Source organism: Helicobacter mehlei, from assembly GCF_003660265.1.
GTDB lineage: Bacteria > Campylobacterota > Campylobacteria > Campylobacterales > Helicobacteraceae > Helicobacter > Helicobacter mehlei.
Genome location: NZ_QXQP01000004.1, coordinates 63,381 through 83,234, shown reverse-complemented (window position 1 = coordinate 83,234; position 19,854 = coordinate 63,381). Strand labels below are relative to the sequence as shown.

Below are 19,854 nucleotides of genomic sequence, written 5' to 3'. Positions count from 1 at the left end.
TTTTTTCTTTATTTTTAAAAAAGCATTAAGTAATACTAATGTAGCATGTAGTAGTATCTTATGCGAAAGGACAAGATGAAACACAGCAAAGAAGTTTTAGATCCCAATCAAGAGTTTGACAAGTTAAAACAGGAGTATTTGCGCCAAGAGATGGTTTATGCCACTTATCTTAAAGAGAGCAAACGCCATCTCTATGGTTGTAAGGATATTTTAACCCGCCACCAATTTTTTGTGGATCGTTGTCGGGCTTACAAACCTTTGAGTGAAGTGTATTTGCGCTTGCGCCACTTCTCCAAGAGGTGCAAGATCAGCATGCGCCCTATTCGCGAATCCTTTGAAAAGTTCCGCCGCACCCACAACAACACCTTGACCTCTATCAAACGCTACGAAGCCAAACTCCAGCGCATCAAAGAGGGTAAATCCCCCTCTGATTGGGCATAATTAGAAAAGTTTGATGGCATGCGTGTCTCTGGGTACGCATGAGCCGATGATCCTTACGTGTATATCCAAATCTTGCAGGCGTTGCACAAATTCCAACCCCTCTTTAGCCCCCAAAGCCACTAACAACCCCCCAGAAGTCTGCGCGTCATAAAAGAGTATATCGGGGAGTTCGCTTTGGTTGCACACGCGCGCCTGCAGGGCTTTTTTGTTTGCCACACTCCCCCCCGGGTACACCCCCTGTTTGGCTAACTCTAAAGCTCCCTCTAAAAGGGGGATTGCGCCCGTGTTGATCTCTATGGAGATGGCAGGGTTGAGCATTTCGCACAAATGCCCCACGAGCCCAAAACCCGTTACATCCGTGCAGGCATGCACGCTAAAATCTTGTAAGACTTGCATGGCCTTAAAATTTAAAGCCACCATGCTAGCAATCGCTTGGGGGGCTTCTTTTAAAACTTTGCGCTTTAAAGCGGTGGTGATGATCCCACTGCCTAAAGGCTTGCTTAAGAGGATCGCATCGCCCACCTGTGCCCCATCATTGCGCCATAGACTCTTTTCTACCACCCCGGTTACACTGAGCCCAAACTTTTGCTCCACATCGCTTAGGCTGTGCCCGCCCAAAAGAGGGCATGTACACTCACTCAGCTTATCTAAGCAGCCTTGCATGATCGCCTGCACGCTCTCCACACTTACATGCTCTTGATCCCATGCAAGGATACTCAGCGCGCTGATTGCGCGCCCCCCCTTAGCAAAGACATCGCTTAAGGCATTAGCCGTAGCAATCTGCCCATAGATATAAGGGTCATCCACCACCGGGGGGATCACATCTACACTTTGCACCAACAAAGACCCCCCCACTTTTATTGCCCCGCAATCGTCCTTATGCCGAAAATCCAACACCACGCCGGGCAAGCGGGGCTGTTTGAGCTTGGCTGTGATTTGTTTGAGGTCCTCCAGACCCACCTTCGCCGCTCAACCCGCACAGCGCACAAATTGGGTTAATGCTTCTGCCAACTTACTCCTTTATAATCGTCTTGGCCTTTGTGCCCACCGCGGTAGCCCCACTGGGCAAATCTGAAACCACCACCGCATTAGCCCCGATCTTGACATCATCGCCGATCGTGATAGCCCCCAAGACCTTCGCCCCCGCTCCCACGACAACACGATCACCTAAGGTAGGGTGGCGTTTGCCCTTGAGCTTGCCCGTGCCCCCTAGAGTTACCCCGTGGTAAATGGTAACATCATCGCCAATTTCTGTGGTTTCTCCAATCACCACGCCCATGCCATGATCAATAAAAAGCCCGCGCCCAATTTTTGCCCCCGGGTGGATTTCTATCCCGGTGATAAAGCGCATCAGCTGTGAAAGCGCGCGCGCGATAAAGTAAAGCCGGCGCTTATGCAGGGCATGGGCTAGACGGTGGGCAAGCAGGGCATGGATCCCCGGATAGAGCAATAACACCTCCCATTTATTGCGCGCGGCCGGATCCTGTTGTAGGGCGCGCTCTAAGCTATAATCCAGATCCAGCATCATAGAGTCCGGTGGAGATGTATTTTTCTCCCCCATCCGGGGCAATAGCAAGCACAGACTTGCCCTGACCCAATTTGCGCGCCACCTGTAACCCGGCAAAAATCGCCGCTCCTGAAGAGATCCCCACCAAAATCCCCTCTTTTTCTCCAAAGAGTTTGGCACACTGCGCTGCCTCTTTTTCATCTACCGCGATCACTGCATCCACCACGCTTTGATCATAATTGGCCGGCACAAAGCCTATCCCGATGCCTTGAATCTTATGGGGACTATGCGTCCCCCCACTTAAAATGGGGGATTGGGCGGGTTCTACCGCGATGATTTTAGCCGGGTGGTTTTGTTCTTTAAACTTACGCCCCACGCCCGCAATCGTGCCCCCCGTGCCCACGCCCAACACCACAGCATCCACGCCGGGCAAATCCTTTAAAATCTCTTGGGCGGTGGTGTCATAGTGTTTTTGGGGATTGGCGGGGTTTTCAAATTGTTGGGGGATGAAATAGCCTGCTTGTTTGCCAATTTCTAAAGCCCTATCAATGGCTCCCTTGGTGCCCTTAGAAGCCTCCGTTAGAATCAACTCTGCCCCATAAGCCCTGATGAGCTCGCGCCTCTCCACACTCATGCTCTCTGGCATGACAATGATGACTTTATAGCCCTTGAGCAAGCCCATGAGCGCTAGGGCGATCCCGGTATTGCCACTGGTGGGCTCAACAATGGTCATCCCTGCACACAGCCGCCCATCTTGTTCTGCCTGCTCGATCATCCCCAAAGCCGCGCGATCCTTCACACTCCCCCCCGGGTTAAATTTCTCTAATTTGACAAAAAAATCTGCCGCCCCCTCCTCTAAAAGGTGGTTTGTCTTTAAAATGGGGGTGTTGCCAATCAAGTTTAAGGCATTATTGTAAATCATGAGTCTGCCTTTCTTAAGAATTAAAAGGGATTTTTCTCAAATATTCTAGCCCCTTAGGTGTTCTGTGATCAAAAAACACGCTTTGGGCGGTGTCCATTGTGGCGATTTTGGCCAAATCCTCTTGATCCAAATGAAAATCAAAGATTTGGGCGTTTTGCGCGATCCGCTCCATCTTAGCCGACTTAAATAAAACCGATATGCCCCTTTGGGTGATCCAGCGCAAAATCACTTGGGCGACGCTTTTATGGTATTTGTGGGCGATCTCTTGCAAAATGGGGTGTTTGAAAATGCCGTTCTTATCCTGTGCAAAGGGCGACCACGCTTGGGGCTGGACTTGGTGTGCCTGCATAAACTCCTGATCGTGTTGTCTTTGGAAAAAGGGATTAAGCTCAATTTGATTGACTGTAGGGGCGATCTCATTAAAGGCGATGAGATCGGCTAGGCGATCGGGGTAAAAATTGCTCACCCCAATGGCGCGGATTTTGCCCTCTTTGTGTAGAGTTTCTAGGGCGCGGTAAGTCCCATAGTAGTCGTTAAAGGGCTGATGTACCAACACCAAATCCAAGTAATCTAAGCCCATTTTCTGTAAGGATTTTTCAACTGAAAGCTTTGCCCTTTGCTCCCCAGCGTTGCTAAACCAAACTTTGGTGGTGATGAACAATTCTTCGCGGGGGACGCTTGCTTTATTGACCGCGCGCCCTAGCCCTGCCTCATTGCCATACATTTGCGCCGTGTCAAAAAGGCGGTATCCCTTGTCTATGGCTTCTAAGACGACACTCTCACATGCCTCATCGGGGATTTGAAACACCCCAAGACCTAGAATAGGCATTTTGACTTGGTTATTTAAGCTGACATACTCCATTAAGCACTCCTCAATTAAAGCCTACACTCTTAGCACAAAAAAGTTAATTAACTCCTTTCCAAGAACAAATCTTTTTGGCTAATTTGCTCCCCCTCGCTCAAAATGGCAGCCCGTTCCACTACACAGAGTAGCTCGCGGATATTGCCATGCCAGCTATAATTGAGCATGCACTCTTGTGCCCCCTTGGAAAAACTCTTCTTGCCCAGATTGTAAGTTTGCAACACTTCTTGTAATTTCCACTCCGCTAAAGGCAGAATCTCCTCTTGGCGTTCTTTTAAGGGCGGGATATGTAGGGGGATTGTTTGGAGTCTAAAAAATAGATCTTCTCTAAACTCTTTGGCGGCAATCTTCTCGTGGATATTGGTGTTGGTGGCGGCAATGAAGCGCACATCAATTTTAATAGGCTTGTGGCTACCAAGCCGCACGATCTCTTTTTCTTGGATCGCTCTTAAAAGCTTGCTTTGGAGTTTCAAGGGCATTTCGCTAATTTCATCTAAAAACACGCTCCCCTTGTGCGCGCTCTCAAACAGCCCCGCCTTGGCACTGGTCGCGTCCGTAAAAGCCCCCTTTTCATAGCCAAAGAGTTCTGATTCTAACAAGTGCTCGGGGATGGCTGCCATGTTGATCGCCACAAAGGGCGCGTCTTTGCGCTTGGAGTGTTCATGGATAAAATGGGCAAAGACCTCCTTACCCACCCCACTAGGACCTTGTAAAAACACACTCGCATCGGTGGCAGCGGCTTTGAGCGCTTGTTTTTGCACCTCTTCTAAGGCTTTTGAGCTGGCTCTAAAAAACTCTTGCGTTTTGGGGGTTTTGCTCTTAGGCGGGTGGATTTTGTGGAACTCCAACACCCGCTTGCTGCGATAAATAGACTCCAAGAGTAATTCAGGCTTGAAGGGTTTTTGGAAAAAATCCTTCACGCCTAAGCGTATCGACTCGATGGCTTTATTGAGTGTGGCATTACCCGTGATCACAATGGCTTCATAACGCCCCTCTAGTTGGCGTAAAAACTCCAGCCCATCCATCTGGGGCATGTTAATATCCGTGATGATGAGTTCAAAACTTGCATCTAGGGCTTTGAGCGCGTCTTTAGGGCTTTTAAAGGCGACCACTTCTAAATCTTCTTGATCGCTAAAAAAGAGTTCTAAACTCTTGCGCATATTAATATCATCTTCCACAATGGCGATTTTCATTTTCTTTCCTTTTCATAGACTTCAAGCACCAAAAGCCCCCCTTCTAAATAGGCATTAAGGGGCGTGGTGATACGCAAGGTGGCATAGTTTTGGTTTTGCATCTGTGTATTAAACCCATTACTCTCAATGCGCACCTCACTTTTATACAAACAATCTAGTACCGCATTTTGGTAGGTTTTTAACAAAATATCCAACAAAAAGAGCTCTTGTTTGGAATCCAGCTTGGGCTCATCCACTGGAATCTCACAGCGATAACGCAAACCCTGATACTTCTTCAATGCCCGCGCAATTCCAAAAGATTGGTGGGTAGCAATCCCATTATGCACCTGTAAGGCATAAGAGATCACAAAATCCTGCGCCCCCAAAAGCCCAACTAGCAAAAAAGCACTTCTACTCAGATTCTTTAGGGCATGTGTTAGCATAGACCACTACATCGCCTTCCACACTCACCAGTTTAACCCCGCTAGCATTGCGCCCGGTTTCACGGATACTCTCCATAGGCATGCGAATCATTTTTCCGCTTTTGGTGAGCAACATTAAATCTTGACTTTCATCCACGCTCACAATGCCGATCAAGTCCCCCGTTTTAGGCGTGATTTTCATGCCAATCACGCCCATGCCTCCCCTCCCTTGTGAGCGGTAAGCCCCCGCTAAGGTTTGCTTGCCCAGCCCCTTAGAGCTGACACTGAGCAACTTTTCTTGTTCGCCAGAGATCACGCCCCCCCCGATCACCTCATCACCCTCTCTTAAGCGCATGCCAATGACCCCCCTAGCTACACGCCCAATCTCTCTAACCCCCTCTATGCCAAAGCGGATACACATCCCCTTTGAGCTTGCCATGAAGAGTTCTTGTGTACCAGAGTTTAGGATTTGGGCAGTTACAAGGGCATCATCCTCATCAAGTACTATGGCGCGTACCCCACCGCGTGTGCGCCCAAAGGCACTTAGATTTGTGCGTTTGATTAAGCCCTTTTTGGTGAAAAAGACTAAGGATTTATCGGGACTAAAATCAGCCGTGGAGAGCGTGGCTTTAATGCTCTCCCCGGGTTGCAAGTCTATTAAATTCACCAATGCCTTGCCAATGGCGTTACGCCCCATCTCCGGGATACGATAGACTTTAAGCCAGTAGAGTTGCCCCATATTGGTGACAAATAGAATGGTATCATGGGTGTTGGCACTAAAGAAAAACTCGATAAAGTCATCCTCATGCGTGTTACCCGAGATTTTGCCCTTGCCCCCACGCCTTTGTTGCTCATAGACTTTTAAAGGCATACGCTTGACATAACCTCTGTGGCTGAGTGTAACAACCATGTCCTCATGGGCGATCAAGTCCTCCACGCCTAAAGTTTCATAGTCCTCCTCAATTTGGGTGAGTCTTGGACTATCAAATTTTTCTTTGATCTCCAAGAGTTCCTCTTTGATCAAATTGTTTAGCTTATCTGCATTCTCCAAAATACCTTGCAAATACCCGATGCGTTCTTGAAGCTGGGTATGTTCCTGCTGGATTTTTTCTTGCTCTAATCCGGTGAGGCGTTGCAAGCGCATCTCTAAAATCGCCTTGCTTTGCTCCTCGCTTAGATTATGTGTCTTGGCTAATGCCTCTTTAGCTCCCAGAGTGTCAGAACTGCTTTTAATGAGTGCAATCACTGCCTCGCTATTTTGCAAGGCGACAAGCAAACCCTCTAGAATATGCACCCTTGCCCTTGCCTTTTCGAGCTCATAAATGGTGCGCCGAATCACAATGGTTTTGCGGTGCACCAAAAAGAGTTTTAAGAGTTCCAAGAGATTAAAAATTCTGGGCTCTTTATTATAAATAGCCAACAAAATCATGCTAAAGGTGCTCTCTAGGGCACTGGATTTATAAAGATGGTTGAGTACAATTTGGGCGATCGCATCCTTTTTAAGCTCAATCACCACGCGCACCCCATCCCGATCGGATTCGTCCCTAACTTCTGAGATTCCCTCTACAATCTTATCGCGTGCTAACTCGCTGATTTGCTCCACCAACTTGGCTTTATTAGTTTGGTAAGGGATTTCCTCAATGATGATCTGTTCTCTTTGTCCGATTTGCTCAAAACGACTCTTGGCTCTGAGCTTGACACGCCCCCGCCCGGTGCTATAAGCCTCTAAAATGCCCGCCTTGCCATAAATAATCCCCCCTGTGGGGAAATCTGGACCTTGAATCACTTCTAAGATGGAGAACAGATCAACTTGGGGGTTATCTAGCACCAATACCAACGCATCAATGATTTCACTAGGGCGGTGGGGGGGGATGGAGGTTGCCATCCCCACGGCAATTCCACTTGAACCATTGATGAGCAAATTGGGCAAACGGCTGGGCAAAATATCGGGTTCTTTAAGCGTGCTGTCATAATTCTCGTTAAAATCCACCGTGTCTTTTTCAATATCCCTCAAGAGTTCCTCGCTAGGAGTTGCCATGCGCGCCTCAGTGTAGCGCATTGCCGCGGCATTATCCCCATCAATGGAGCCAAAATTGCCCTGCCCATCCACTAGAGGCAGGCGCATAGAAAAATCTTGTGCCATGCGCACTAAGGCTTCATACACCGCGCTATCGCCATGGGGGTGGTATTTCCCAATCACATCCCCCACAATGCGCGCACTCTTCTTATAGGGCACTTTAGAACCCAAACCCAATTCGTGCATGGCATATAGAATGCGCCGATGCACCGGCTTTAGCCCATCCCTAGCATCGGGCAAGGCGCGCCCTACAATCACGCTCATGGAGTAGTCTAAATAACTTTCTTGTAAGGACTCCTCAATTTTGACATCTTTAATTTCCATTTACTCTCCTAAAATACAAAATAACCCCCCCATACAAGGATAAAAAAGACCAATGCCACAAACTGGGCCGCACTGCCCATGTCTTTAGCCTTTTTGGCTAGGGGGTGCTCATGTGTGCCCGTAAAATCTACGGCATTTTCAATGGCACTATTGAGTAACTCCACAACCAAGCACAACACCCCGGGCACGATCAAAAGCACAAACTGTACAAAAGAGTGTGCCAAAAAGCACGCCCCAATAAAGCCCAAAAGGGCTAAGAGCACCACTTGCCTAAAAGCAGGCTCATCTGCAAACGCTGCCTTCAAACCCGCCTTAGAGTAAAGCCAAGCTTGCAAAATGCGTTTCATGGCAAGACTTTAAGGCTAAAATGGGGCAAATACTCCCAATAGTCCTTAGAGTGGATCAGCTCCTCCAAACGCCTGAATTGCTGATCCTTGCTGACCAGCTCCACGCCTACATGATCACGCTCATTTTTGGCAAAAGCTAGGAAGTTTTTAGATAATTCTTGAACCTTACTCACTTCATCTTGCAAGCCCGCCATTAAGAGCATCACCATCGTGGTCCCTTGGAAAGAAGTATTGATTTGGTTGAGAGCTTTATCATAGGCTTGTGCGTCAAAGTCTTTGCTTTGGATATCTCCAGATTGTTGCAAGAGAGGATAGAGAATGGCGCGGAAATCTTTAGATTGGAGCTTGATACCCAGTTGCTCGACCAGCACTTCTAAATCCTTAGTCTGCACTTGTGAGCCTAGTAAATTACTGAGGTTAATGGGTTGGTGGGAATCTTTGAGGCGCGCATGCAAAGAAACTTGATAGGTCAGCTTGGGGGATTTAAAATGGCAAGTATTTTGCCCGAATAACACCTCTTTGAGGCTCAAATCCACCACACAAGTTGCGCTTTGTGGCATCCAGGGCTTGGAGGCGTGGATTTTAGGCAGATCGATATGGAATTGCAGGGCGTTGGATTTAACAGGGGCTAGGCGCACTTGGATTCCCTCAATTTTGTCTGACACGCCCGCACTGGTGCAAGTGATATTTTTAAAACCCGTGCAAGTAAAAGGGGTGGCATGGATACGCTTGGCAATGACATTCAAACTCTCTTCTAACTTGCCCTTGATATCGCCACTCAGTTTGAGCCCCACGCCCAAGAGCACCACTACCAAAAACGCCCCAATACCCAAAAAAATCGCCATTATTTTTCTACTCATGATGCTAATCACCTTAAAAAGCAATGTCTAACTCAATGCTACCGATGTTGTGGTTGCGGGGTTGTTCCCTAAAAGTCTTGCTCCAATCAATCGCGCTAAAGGAAAAACGCCACCCCTTGTAAGCGATCGCTACCCCCACCTGGGCGTTGTAAAGAAAATAGGGCAGTTGTGTTTGTTGGCGTGTCTGGGGGTCATTACCTTGCACAAACACATCTAAGGGTTGGAATAGACCCGTGGCCCCTGCAAAGAGATAAAAAGAAAAGTGGTTGCTATAGGGCATTCCCCCAGCAAATGCGCTATGGATAGAATTAGGACCAAAATCGGCTTCTAAGTTATAGCCCATCCTGAGCATAGAGCCAATTTTAAAGTTGGTCAAGGCATTGCCCAGTTGCAAACCCGCCCCGGGGAGCATATCGATACTAAAAAAACGGCTTTTATAAAAATCGAGTTTTTGCAACCACGCATAGTTAATCTCAAAAATGAATTCGTTTTTGATCTGGTTATGCCAACCCAAAAACTTAGGATCGTGTGCCCATGTGTGGATCAAATTTTGGGTTTGTTCAGCCAAAGAAGCTGGACCGACCATGCCCACAGAGATTGAAAGCCTCTCCAAAGCATGCGCACTTCTTTGGAAAATCCCAAAATTTAGGCGCAGCCAACCTCCGTAGAGATGATCGCCCTTGACAATCTCTGTCAATAGGCGGTGGGCTAGCGTGGGGGTGTACATATCTTGGGTCAAATAAATATTAAAGCGAGTCATGCGCTCTTTTTTGCCTTGCAAACTCACAAAGCGTGCCCAAGACATGGGCGATTTTTTTTGGAGATCGTATTCTTTGCTCACCCAGCCGATGCGCGTGCCGGCTGTGTAGTAGCGATCGATGTAGGGATTAATATAGCCATCGTTTTCGGTTACCAACTCAATATATTGTTTGTGGTAAGGAGTTAGGGTAGTGGCTTTTACAAAACACAGCAAAACACAAAAAGAAAAGCAGAACAACCGCATGGGTGCATTATAGCAGAAAAAGCCTAGAGGGGGCTTTAGAGCTACTTTTAAAAATACCAAGTGTGGGAGACAAAAAGACTATAATTGCGCACAAAACGCGAGCCAATCTCGGAGTCAAAGGGAAACTTAAAGCCCACCTCGATTGAGATGTCATGGTAGAGAATCACGGTTTGGAAGCGCACGCCAACTTGTCCAAAGAGTCTAAAATAAGTACCTTTAAAAGAAAAGCTAGTAAAGGAGCGGTAGTTTTCAATAAAAAAGTTTTTAGAGAACTTAGAAGTGGTCCATGTATTGGCAGCCACCATCATGCCATAGAAGAGTCCCCAAACATTCAGCGGGTTTTTATTGTATTCGATCACAATGTCTGCGCCCGCTCCATAGGTAAACATATTGGTCTCAACATTGCTACTTTTATCCAAAATCACAAAACCATAGTCCAAAAAGCCGTAGTAGCGTGTGTAAAGCCAGCGATCTAAAGGGTTATACTCATAACCAAATAAGATACCAGCCCCTTCAATGGTACGTACATTTTTGATGCGATCTTTCCCCTCACCGGTGTAAAACTGCATCTGCCCCAGCTGGTATTGGCTGAGCAAGAAAGTCCGGCTTTTGGCAGCAAAAAGAACGGAGGGGAGAAAACCCCCTAAAAACCCTGCGGTAAGAATCAGTGCTTTAACTTGGATGCCACACCTTAGTAATTGCCATTGAGGGGTGAGGCTAAGTTATCTTGGTGGTTAGTCCAATTTTGCAAGATATTGCCCCCTTGTGGTGTATAGATAGGACCTGTGCCCTGTGTCGCATCTTGAATGGCATTTTCTTCATTGATGATATTATCCACTTTCTCTGTGGTTTTTTCATCATCAATTTTGTGTTCCAAGCTTTTTTCCAATGTGGCATCTTGGGTGGCTTGCTGTTGTTGGGGTGTTTCTTTACTGGCCTGCTGGTTAGCACCTTTAGCTTGCGTGGGTTGTTGGCTAGAGGATTTGGAAGTGTCTTTGCAAGCATGCAAGGCTAAAACGCCCACCACAGACAAAAACAAAACCCCAAGCCCCCTAAGAAATCTACCTGTATCCATCATCTGTCCTTTTTGAGTATAATTGTGTTGCAGTTTAGCATATTTATAATAAATATCCTCATAGGCTGTGGCAGATGAAAATAAGTTGTGATTTGGATTTGGAGGGTGTTTTGCTCCCAGACTTTTTAGGGTTGCTGTTAAACCCACCTAAAAGTTATGCGAGTTACTACCTACTCAAAGAGTTGGAGCTAGGTCATAAGGGCTGTGTAGAAGTGGAGCGTTTGGAAGTGGTGGTTAAAAACACCCTGCAAGTCAAGACCCAAGCCCTTTTATTCAAACAACCCCTAGATTTGGTGGTTTTCCACCACACCCCCTACCACCTCAAATTATTTGTCCCCAAGCGTTTTTATGTCTATGGCAAGTTGGAACACAACCCTTACACCCACACCCTCCAAATGATCAACCCCCAAGTCATCGACCAACCTAATAGCATTGAACTACACTTCAAACGCCCACCCACAAATGCCTACAAACAACAGGGCTATCAAAATTACAAAGATTATTGCTTGAGCTTGATCAATGCGCCGCGTTTAGAGAAACTCAAAGATTTGGGCGTGCCTTTAGAAGTGGTGGAAAATTTGCAAACCCTCTTTTACCCCACCCTTGAATTTGTGCGCGCTTTTGAAACCCATAAAGGCTTGTTTGGCAAATACCTAAGAGCCCTTAAATTCATTGAGGCGATGGCACATATGCTTGCTTTGAGCACTAAAAAGGTGCATTTTCCTAGCAAATTTAAAGGGCATGCCAACACCCAAGCCCTCCGAGCCTTTTTACAAAATCTGCCCTTCCAACTCACACGCGATCAAATGAGCACGATTGGGAGTATCCAGCAAGACATGCAAGCGGATAGGGCGGCTAAACGGCTTGTGATGGGCGATGTTGGCTGTGGTAAGACCATCATTATTTTAGCCAGCGTGGCTCTTGCTTCCCCCTATAAAAGCGTATTGATGGCCCCGACCACGATTTTAGCCAAGCAAATTTACCAAGAGGCACTTAAATTTTTGCCCTCCAGCATTAAACCTTATTTGTTTTTGGGAGGCTCGTCTAAAAAAAGCCTAGAAGCCCTTGAACAAGCCGATTTTATCATCGGTACAACCGCACTTTTATACACACCCTTTGACACCTCTAAGGTCGCCTTAGTGCTGAGTGATGAACAACACCGCTTTGGCACCAAACAACGCCATGCTCTAGAAGTGCTCTCAGGCTCTAGCCCGCCCCATCTGCCCGTAGAAGACCTAGAGGATTTTTATCAAGAAGAGAGTATATCCCAAGTTGCTATCCCCAGTGCCAGACCCCATTATTTGCAATTTTCCGCAACGCCAATTCCTAGAACCCTAGCCTTGATGGGGGCTAAATTCATCGCCACTAGCATCATCAAAGATAAACCTTATCATAAAGATATTGCAACCCGCATCATCTATAGAGATCATTTCTCCGACTTAATAACACACATTAAAACCCAAATTGCACAAGACAAGCAAGTTGCTATCATCTATCCTTTGGTGGAAGAGAGTCAAAAACAAGATTATCTTTCCTTGAGTCAGGGCGCACCATTTTGGCAGAAACATTTTAAAAGAGTCTTTATCACCAGTGGGAAGGACAAAAATAAAGAAGAAGTGGTGGAGAGTTTTGCTCAACAAGGTGATATTTTGCTCGCCACAACATTAATTGAAGTCGGGATTAGTCTCCCCAAACTCTCCACCATTGTCGTTGTGGGGGCTGAGAGGCTAGGTTTAGCGACCTTGCACCAGTTAAGAGGGCGTGTGGCACGCTTGGGGGGCAAGGGCTATTGCTATCTCTTTACCCACAAGACCCACAACCCACGCTTAGAGGACTTTAGCCAAACCCTAGATGGGTTTGAGATTGCCAACTTGGATTTGAAATACCGCAATGTGGGCGATCTCTTGAGTGGGACACAACAGAGCGGGACTCATTTTAATTATTTAGACTTGCGTGCCGATCAAAAAGTGGTAGCAGAGGTCAGCGTGTTATTTTAAAGAATATTTGCAGTGCAATTAATCCAATTTGTGCTATACTTTGGAGTTCATTTTTTAGACTATTTAAGGAGAGAGCATATGGAAGTGGGCATGCGGCAGAACTATGCAAGTTCTGTGAGCGTCTCTGCTAAAGAGGCCGCACAGTACGATTATTCCATCGCTAGGCTATTCATCATTGCCATGATCGTTTTTGGCGTGATTGGCATGGTGGTGGGGGTGGTTTTGGCTTTCCAGCTGGCATTTCCCGGGCTAAATCACGTCTTGGGTGAATATAGTTATTTTGGGCGTTTGCGCCCCGTGCATACCAATGGTGTAATCTATGGCTTCACTTTGGGGGGGATTTGGGCAAGCTGGTATTATATTGGACAAAGAGTCTTAAAAATTACCTATAACGACTATCCATTTTTAAAGACAGTGGGCTATCTGCATTTTTGGATTTGGATCGTTGCTTTGCTATGGGGGGTTTTTAGCCTTCTGGCCGGGGAAACCCAAAGCAAAGAATATGCCGAGCTCTCATGGCCCATTGACATTTTGGTCGTGATTGTGTGGGTGCTTTGGGGGGTTAGCATGTTCGGGAGCATGGGGGTGCGTCGCGAGAACACCATTTATGTCTCTTTGTGGTATTACATTGCGACCTATGTCGGGATCGCTGTGCTCTATATCTTTAACAACCTCTCAATCCCGACCTACTTAGTCGCCCACACCGGAAGTATCATGCACTCTATCTCCTTATATGCGGGGAGCAATGATGCGTTGGTGCAATGGTGGTGGGGGCATAATGCTGTGGCGTTTGTTTTCACCAGTGGGGTGATTGGCACGATTTACTACTTCTTGCCCAAAGAGAGTGGGCAACCCATCTTTTCTTATAAATTGACCTTGTTTTCTTTTTGGAGCTTGATGTTTGTCTATATTTGGGCAGGCGGGCACCACTTGATTTATTCCACCGTGCCTGATTGGGTACAGACTCTCTCCTCTGTGTTCTCAGTCATCCTTATCTTGCCCTCATGGGGAACGGCAATCAACATGCTCTTAACTTTGCGTGGGCAATGGCACCAGCTCAAAGAATCCCCCCTGATCAAATTCTTAGTCTTGGCTAGCACTTTCTATATGCTCTCTACTTTAGAAGGCTCCATCCAAGCAATTCGCTCGGTCAATGCTTTAGCCCATTTCACCGATTGGATCATCGGGCATGTGCATGATGGCGTGCTAGGTTGGGTGGGCTTCACACTCATTGCAGCGGTCTATCATATGGTCCCCCGCGTGTTTAAAAGAGAACTCTACTCGGCCAAATTGATGGATATTCAGTTTTGGTTAATGACCTTGGGAATCGTGCTCTACTTCTCTTCCATGTGGATTTCTGGGATCACACAGGGCATGATGTGGCGTGATACCGATCAGTATGGTAACTTGGTCTATCAATTTGTAGATACCGTGCGCGCCCTATTCCCTTTCTACATTATCCGTGGCATTGGGGGTAGCTTGTATCTCATTGGATTCTTCATCTTTCTCTACAATGTGATCATGACAATCCAAAAAGGACGGCTACTTGAAAAAGAGCCTGCCTATGCTACGCCTATGGGCACAAAATAAGGAGGATTGATGTTTGGCTTCCTAGAAAAAAACCCGTTCTTTTTCACTTTGGCATTCGTGGTCGCCTTTGCAGTTGCTGGGATTGTTGAAATCCTGCCCAACTTCTTTAAATCTGCGCGCCCTATCGAGGGCTTGCGCCCTTATACCGTCTTGGAAACAGCGGGCAGACAAGTTTATATTAAAGAAGGGTGTTACAACTGCCACTCCCAGCTGATTCGCCCCTTCCAAGCTGAAGTGCAACGCTACGGGGCTTATAGCTTGAGTGGGGAATATGCCTACGATCGCCCTTTTTTGTGGGGGTCTCGTCGCATTGGACCAGACTTACACCGCGTGGGCGATGTGCGCACCACTGCTTGGCATGAAAAACATATGCTAGACCCATTAAGCGTGGTGCCCGGAAGCATCATGCCTGCCTATAAACACCTATTTAGCAAGGATAGCGACTTTGAAACGGCATTTGCAGAGACCTACACACAAAAAAAGGTCTTTGGCGTGCCCTATGATACACCCAATGGCGTTAAGTTAGGCGACATCAAAGAGGCTAAAAAACTCTTTTTAGAGCAAGCACAGGCAATTGTGAATGACATGCAAAGTCCTCAAATTAAAGAATCGCTTAAACAGGGCAAAGTGAAAGAAATTGTCGCTTTGATTGCCTATCTCAATAGCTTGGGCCAAGCGCGCGTTTTAAAACCGCAAGCCACTGGTTTTAACCCCAGCAAGCCTAACTTGGCCCTAGCTCCGCAACAAGGAGGCGAGTAATGGATTTAGACACGCTTAGAGGTTTTGCTTATGTGTTCTTTACCATTCTTTTTACCATTTTCTTGTATGCTTATATCGTCAGCATGTATGTCAAGGACAAAAAAGGCATCACAGATTATGAGCGTTATAGCCAACTTGCCCTACAAGATGAGCTAGATGACGTTGTGATTGAGCCCCGCTCTCCCCTATCCCAGTCTAAGAGAGGCTAACTATGGATATTCTCAAGGATCATATTAATTTGTTTGCCTTAGGGGCTGCCCTTGTCATTTTAGTTCTCACCCTGAGTATGGCTTCCTCCCTGTTTAAAGCGATGCGCGAAAGAACCAGCAGTGGTGATCTGTATAATAACGGGCACCAATACGATGGGATCGCCGAGTTTCTCAACAATATCCCCTCGGGTTGGTTAGTGAGTTTTTTGGCCATCATCGTTTGGGGGTTGTGGTATATTTTCTTGGGCTATCCTGTATTCAATTACTCCCAAATTGGAGAATACAATAAAGAGGTTACCCAATACAACCATAACTTTGAAAATAAGTGGAAAAACTTAAGCCAAAAGGATTTGGAGCAGATGGGGCAGGGCATCTTTTTGGTGCAATGCTCGCAATGCCATGGGCTGGAGGCGACCGGGCTAGACAATACAGCCAGAAACCTAGTGAGTTGGGGCAAAGAAGAAGGGATTGAAGAGATAATCAAGCAGGGCTCTGTGGGCTTGGGTTATCAAGCGATGGAAATGCCTCCCATTGAGATGAGCGCAGAAGATGCCAAAGCAGTAGCCAGTTATGTGATGGCAGAAATCTCTACTTTGAAACGCACGAAAAATCCCCAGCTAGTCAAAACAGGGGAGGGCATTTTCCAAAACATGTGTGCCAGTTGCCATGGGGCTGATGGGAAGGGTCAAGGGGGCATGGCAGCCGATTTGACTCACTATGGCACACAAGAATTCTTAAAAGAAATCCTAGAAAAGGGCAAAAAGGGGCATATTGGGGAAATGCCTAGCTTTGCTTATAGGCATTTTAATGACATTCAGGTGCGCGCTCTAATGGGCTTTATCCAGTCTTTGCAAGGAGAAGAGGAATGAATGGCTTATTTGGTCTCAATGGGATATTAGGTTGTTTGATCGTCGTGGCGATCTTGTTGTTGGTGGTGGTCTTATTTGGCACGCAAGCAGTCAAAATCCAGCAAAGAGAGGCAACCCACTACTACCAGCTGGACACGAAAAACATCCAAATGTTTGAGAAAAATAAACAATTTTACCAGTACAAGGAGTAGCGATGTTTACCGGAATGGAAAAATTACTGGGGCTTTTTTTGTTTGTGTTGTTCTTCGTAACCATCGTTTTGTATTTTATTAAGCCCCAATTCTTATTTGCGGTTTGATTATTTGTGGTGGCTTTTGTGGTTACCATGGATTCTGTGTGCTGGGCAAGGTCTGTTTGTCCAGGATAATGGGGAGGGGCATCTTGTGCCTAAAAGCGTGGCACTGGTGGAGCAAGTCTCTAACGAGTTATTGGCAAAAGCTAAAATCTCTTTGGTCGTGTTCATGGGAGGCTCCAAGGATTTAGAAACCAAGGAGCAACGCCAAGTCTATCAAGAAAGCAAGCTAAAAACTTTGCATGCCCCCTTTGTTGCCCTCTTTGCTTATTATAAAGCCCAAAAGATCGAGATTGTTGCCAATCCAACCAATCTTTTGGACAAAGATAAGATTTTTTTTGAACACATGGCCCCTTTTTTACCTAAAAAGTGGGGAGAAAATGAGGCGCAAAACAACGCCCGCTTTTCTTTTGCCCTGCTAAATGGTTACACCTACATGGCAGAGGTGCTGAGCAGAGCCCGCCATGTGAGTTTGGAGAGCAATATCAAAGAGGACAACCCCAACAGTTTTATGAAAACTACACTTTATATTTTGCTCTGCTCCCTTTTAGCTCTCTTTTTTTATGGTTATTTTTTTGGAAGTAAGAAATCTCAATGAAAACAAGAAACAAAAAAGAAAAGAATTATTGGCCCCTAGGTATTTTGTCTGTTTTATTAGTGGGATTAAGTTTGGTGGTGGCATTAGTGGTGGTGGCGATCAAATACACCCCCCAAAGCGATACCACCTATCTACACCAGCACACCTACACCGATAGCCACATCAATACCATGCTCCAAAGTTACCATGCATTCTTGCAAGATTATGATGTCAAAATTGGTAATGCTGATCAACAGCTCATCCCGACATTTCCTTACTACCTGAACCAAAACACCCCCTTGCTTTGGCTGACTTTGGAAGATAACCGCATCGATCTATGGGTGCAAAAACGCCAAAAAGACATGGTGTTTCCGGAGTTTTCTGTTACTTTGTTAAGACTCAAGACCCCCCCAAAGGCACTCCAGCTAAACTGCAAGCAAACCGATCGGCAGTTGCTCACCTGCCACTTGCCTGCCTTTAGCATCCCTGAAGGGCGCTACCAACTCTTAATTAGCGTGAAGTTCAAAGACACCACGCTATCGCTGATTCAGCCCGCCTATGCGCGCAAACCCTAGAAGGTGAAGGCGTAGTTGATATACCACGAATACATCCGCCGGATGTAGAGCGTGCCGTCATTTTTACTCTGCAAAAACGGGTTATTTTTGAACATGGGGAATTTGATCCCCGCCTCTATGCTACTGTGTTTGAGCAAGCGCAAACGCCCTCCCACATTCAACAAGAGCTGGAATGCGGTCGCCTGCTTATCCAATCCCGCATAGGTCAAGGTGACATCTTTAAAATCTGGCGTGGCTAAAATCCAGCTATTACCCGCCAACTGGACTCCCCCAAAAACCCCCAAAGCCATGACTTGGCTATTGATAATATTAATCACAATATCGCCCCCCCCGCCATAGGTGAGCATATTAGGCTGGACGGGCTTTTTGCTCCCAGCAATTTGTTGCAAAATCCCCATGACATTGATTTTACATTGTGGCTTGATAACGGGGGGGATAGCAGGGGGCACTGGCAGACCGGGGGGAACACCGGGAGGCACTTGAATACCGGGTACACCTGTGGGCAAACCAGTACAACTTACCGGACTAGAAACACTATTAGCATTGGGGTTTGGGAACTCAATCCCATCTGTATGGGCGTAGTCAAAAAAGCCATAGACTTTAAAACCAATGTATTTGATTGGATAGGCTTGGTAACCTATTTGGAGCCCAAAACCCCGCAGAGGAGTGGTGGTAGTTACTTCATTCCCCCCCTTTTGCATACGGACTTGCGCCTTACCTTGTTGGTAACCACCCTCTATAAAAATCCCATTAGGTGCTGCACCCAATGTGCCTAAAGACAACACTGCCAAAGAATACCGAAAAAAAGCATGCATGAAAACCCTTTGTTTTAATTTAAAATATCGGTTAATCCGTAGTTTAATATAACATGCTTAGACAAAATTTGAGCAAAATTCTTAGAAAGGCGCACCACTAGATGCTAGGGCAACAAAAACAGGAAAATTAAAAGTCGCGAATATAGCTCACTTGTAGGGCGTAGATACGGCGCACATTGGCTTGTAGGGTTTGGCCTTGGGCGTTGGTCAAGCTAAAATAGCGGTGTGTGATGGTGGGAATCTTAATGCCCAACTCAATGCCATTTTTCTTAGAAACTTGAGCGCGTAAGGCAAAATTCACCAAAAATTGGAAATTAGCCGGGCTGTAGCTAGAGTGTTTGTTGCTTTTTACATAGCTTTGTAGTTGCTTTTGTAAAGAACTCGCCCAGCTATCCCCAGCTAGCTGGAAACCCACCGCAAAACCAAAGATAAAATCCTTAGTGCTCACAAAATTATAAATCATGTCCATCCCCGCTCCATAGGTGTAGAGATTAGAAGTGTATTGCCCAGCATAGCTATCTTTTTCGGTCATGGTGTAAGCACCAAATGGAAACTCTGTATCGGCTTTTAGCGAGCCAAAGCGGTTGTGGTTATAATCAAAGAAGACAAAATAGCGCAATCCAAAGGACCTTTTGGGGCCAAAAAATTGTTTGTAGCCCAGTTGCAACCCAACACCCACTAATGGGGGGAAATTCATGGTCATTTTGGTGGGTTGTGGGAGATTTGAACTCAACACTTGGTTTTGAATCCCACTGGCTTGGTAGTTAAAGCCAATGAAAAAATTAGAGAGCTCCCCAATGGGGGCATCTTTTTTCTTGATCTGATGGGTGTTCTTAGAGGCTACCACCTCGTGATTGTGATCTCCATGTTCATGTTCATGTTCCACACTCTCCATTTTTTTCATGTCATTTTCTAAGTCGTTGGTGGGTGGCATGCCCATCATCGGACTATTGTCTAGACCTCTAATCCCTACCCCATGCAGTATGGGGACACAAATCCCGCTCAAAAGACATGTTTTCAGTAGCAGATGACAAAAAGAAAGCCCTTGTTTATTAAAATTTTCATATTTGTATCTACGCACAAAAGTCCTTGTATGTTCAATTTATTATTATTAGATAGTATAATCATATTACTTAATATTTACTAAAATTTTAAGATA

23 protein-coding genes are annotated in these 19,854 nt (G+C 46.2%); 9 read left to right on the top strand and 14 right to left on the bottom strand.

The window, feature by feature from the left end; genetic code table 11:
- Positions 1-75: 75 nt before the first annotated feature.
- Positions 76-441 (top strand): serine protease, encoded by a 366-nt coding sequence (locus EAO36_RS02375; RefSeq protein ID WP_104638436.1) that lies wholly within the window; start codon positions 76-78, stop codon positions 439-441.
- On the opposite strand, the gene selD is transcribed toward EAO36_RS02375, so the two are convergent.
- Genes selD through EAO36_RS02315 form a run of 12 tightly spaced genes read right to left on the bottom strand, consistent with a single transcriptional unit; the run spans position 442 to position 11,012 of the window.
- On the bottom strand, positions 442-1,401 hold the full coding sequence (selD, locus tag EAO36_RS02370) for a selenide, water dikinase SelD (RefSeq protein WP_120955661.1): 960 nt from the start codon (positions 1,399-1,401) through the stop codon (positions 442-444).
- 52 nt (positions 1,402-1,453) lie between these two features.
- The gene (gene cysE, locus EAO36_RS02365) at positions 1,454-1,966 is read right to left on the bottom strand and encodes a serine O-acetyltransferase (RefSeq protein WP_120955667.1); all 513 of its coding nucleotides are present in this window, start codon (positions 1,964-1,966) and stop codon (positions 1,454-1,456) included.
- Entirely contained in the window at positions 1,947-2,870 is a 924-nt protein-coding gene (gene cysK / locus EAO36_RS02360; protein ID WP_120955660.1) for a cysteine synthase A, read from the bottom strand. The genes cysE and cysK overlap by 20 nt, the downstream gene beginning before the upstream one ends.
- Before the next feature lie 13 nt (positions 2,871-2,883).
- Complete coding sequence (locus EAO36_RS02355; protein WP_120947802.1) at positions 2,884-3,732, bottom strand: aldo/keto reductase; 849 nt, start codon at positions 3,730-3,732, stop codon at positions 2,884-2,886.
- A gap of 47 nt (positions 3,733-3,779) precedes the next feature.
- Positions 3,780-4,925 (bottom strand): sigma-54-dependent transcriptional regulator, encoded by a 1,146-nt coding sequence (locus tag EAO36_RS02350; protein ID WP_120947801.1) that lies wholly within the window; start codon positions 4,923-4,925, stop codon positions 3,780-3,782.
- Positions 4,922-5,347, bottom strand: coding sequence for a hypothetical protein (locus EAO36_RS02345; protein ID WP_120947800.1), 426 nt, complete (start codon positions 5,345-5,347; stop codon positions 4,922-4,924). Before EAO36_RS02345 ends, EAO36_RS02350 begins: the two co-directional genes overlap by 4 nt.
- Positions 5,316-7,727 carry a DNA gyrase subunit A gene (gene gyrA / locus EAO36_RS02340; protein ID WP_120947799.1) on the bottom strand — a complete coding sequence of 804 codons (2,412 nt, stop codon included), beginning with the start codon at positions 7,725-7,727 and terminating at the stop codon, positions 5,316-5,318. The genes EAO36_RS02345 and gyrA overlap by 32 nt, the downstream gene beginning before the upstream one ends.
- An 8-nt stretch (positions 7,728-7,735) precedes the next feature.
- Complete coding sequence (locus EAO36_RS02335) at positions 7,736-8,074, bottom strand: diacylglycerol kinase (protein ID WP_120947798.1); 339 nt, start codon at positions 8,072-8,074, stop codon at positions 7,736-7,738.
- Positions 8,071-8,934, bottom strand: coding sequence for a hypothetical protein (locus EAO36_RS02330; RefSeq protein ID WP_120947836.1), 864 nt, complete (start codon positions 8,932-8,934; stop codon positions 8,071-8,073). The genes EAO36_RS02335 and EAO36_RS02330 overlap by 4 nt, the downstream gene beginning before the upstream one ends.
- Positions 8,935-8,947: 13 nt before the next feature.
- Positions 8,948-9,937 (bottom strand): lipid A deacylase LpxR family protein, encoded by a 990-nt coding sequence (locus tag EAO36_RS02325; protein WP_185962952.1) that lies wholly within the window; start codon positions 9,935-9,937, stop codon positions 8,948-8,950.
- 47 nt (positions 9,938-9,984) lie between these two features.
- A complete protein-coding gene (locus tag EAO36_RS02320) occupies positions 9,985-10,620 on the bottom strand; it encodes an outer membrane protein (protein ID WP_407925302.1) in 636 nt (211 codons plus the stop codon).
- Between the two features lie 8 nt (positions 10,621-10,628).
- A complete protein-coding gene (locus EAO36_RS02315; protein WP_120947797.1) occupies positions 10,629-11,012 on the bottom strand; it encodes a hypothetical protein in 384 nt (127 codons plus the stop codon).
- A gap of 74 nt (positions 11,013-11,086) precedes the next feature.
- Between EAO36_RS02315 and recG the strand changes: the two genes are divergently transcribed.
- The 8 genes from recG (at position 11,087) to EAO36_RS02275 (ending at position 17,880) form a co-directional block, all read left to right on the top strand.
- Entirely contained in the window at positions 11,087-13,009 is a 1,923-nt protein-coding gene (gene recG / locus EAO36_RS02310) for an ATP-dependent DNA helicase RecG (protein WP_120947796.1), read from the top strand.
- A gap of 90 nt (positions 13,010-13,099) precedes the next feature.
- Complete coding sequence (ccoN, locus tag EAO36_RS02305) at positions 13,100-14,599, top strand: cytochrome-c oxidase, cbb3-type subunit I (protein ID WP_120947833.1); 1,500 nt, start codon at positions 13,100-13,102, stop codon at positions 14,597-14,599.
- A 9-nt stretch (positions 14,600-14,608) separates the two neighbouring features.
- Positions 14,609-15,358, top strand: a complete 750-nt coding sequence (gene ccoO / locus EAO36_RS02300) for a cytochrome-c oxidase, cbb3-type subunit II (RefSeq protein ID WP_120947795.1) — start codon at positions 14,609-14,611, stop codon at positions 15,356-15,358.
- Positions 15,358-15,567 carry a cytochrome c oxidase, cbb3-type, CcoQ subunit gene (locus EAO36_RS02295; RefSeq protein WP_120947793.1) on the top strand — a complete coding sequence of 70 codons (210 nt, stop codon included), beginning with the start codon at positions 15,358-15,360 and terminating at the stop codon, positions 15,565-15,567. The genes ccoO and EAO36_RS02295 overlap by 1 nt, the downstream gene beginning before the upstream one ends.
- A 2-nt stretch (positions 15,568-15,569) precedes the next feature.
- Positions 15,570-16,436 (top strand): cytochrome-c oxidase, cbb3-type subunit III, encoded by an 867-nt coding sequence (gene ccoP / locus EAO36_RS02290; protein WP_120947791.1) that lies wholly within the window; start codon positions 15,570-15,572, stop codon positions 16,434-16,436.
- Positions 16,433-16,627 carry a DUF4006 family protein gene (locus tag EAO36_RS02285; protein ID WP_120947789.1) on the top strand — a complete coding sequence of 65 codons (195 nt, stop codon included), beginning with the start codon at positions 16,433-16,435 and terminating at the stop codon, positions 16,625-16,627. Before ccoP ends, EAO36_RS02285 begins: the two co-directional genes overlap by 4 nt.
- Positions 16,628-16,750: 123 nt before the next feature.
- On the top strand, positions 16,751-17,326 hold the full coding sequence (locus EAO36_RS02280) for a hypothetical protein (RefSeq protein ID WP_235852198.1): 576 nt from the start codon (positions 16,751-16,753) through the stop codon (positions 17,324-17,326).
- The gene (locus EAO36_RS02275) at positions 17,323-17,880 is read left to right on the top strand and encodes a hypothetical protein (protein WP_120947787.1); all 558 of its coding nucleotides are present in this window, start codon (positions 17,323-17,325) and stop codon (positions 17,878-17,880) included. Before EAO36_RS02280 ends, EAO36_RS02275 begins: the two co-directional genes overlap by 4 nt.
- Here EAO36_RS02275 and EAO36_RS02270 read toward each other — a convergent pair.
- Positions 17,877-18,695: an outer membrane protein gene (locus EAO36_RS02270; RefSeq protein ID WP_120947785.1), complete on the bottom strand. Its 819-nt coding sequence runs from the start codon at positions 18,693-18,695 to the stop codon at positions 17,877-17,879. The genes EAO36_RS02275 and EAO36_RS02270 overlap by 4 nt on opposite strands.
- 127 nt (positions 18,696-18,822) lie before the next feature.
- Positions 18,823-19,515, bottom strand: coding sequence for an outer membrane protein (locus EAO36_RS02265; protein WP_407925301.1), 693 nt, complete (start codon positions 19,513-19,515; stop codon positions 18,823-18,825).
- Positions 19,516-19,854: the final 339 nt, after the last annotated feature.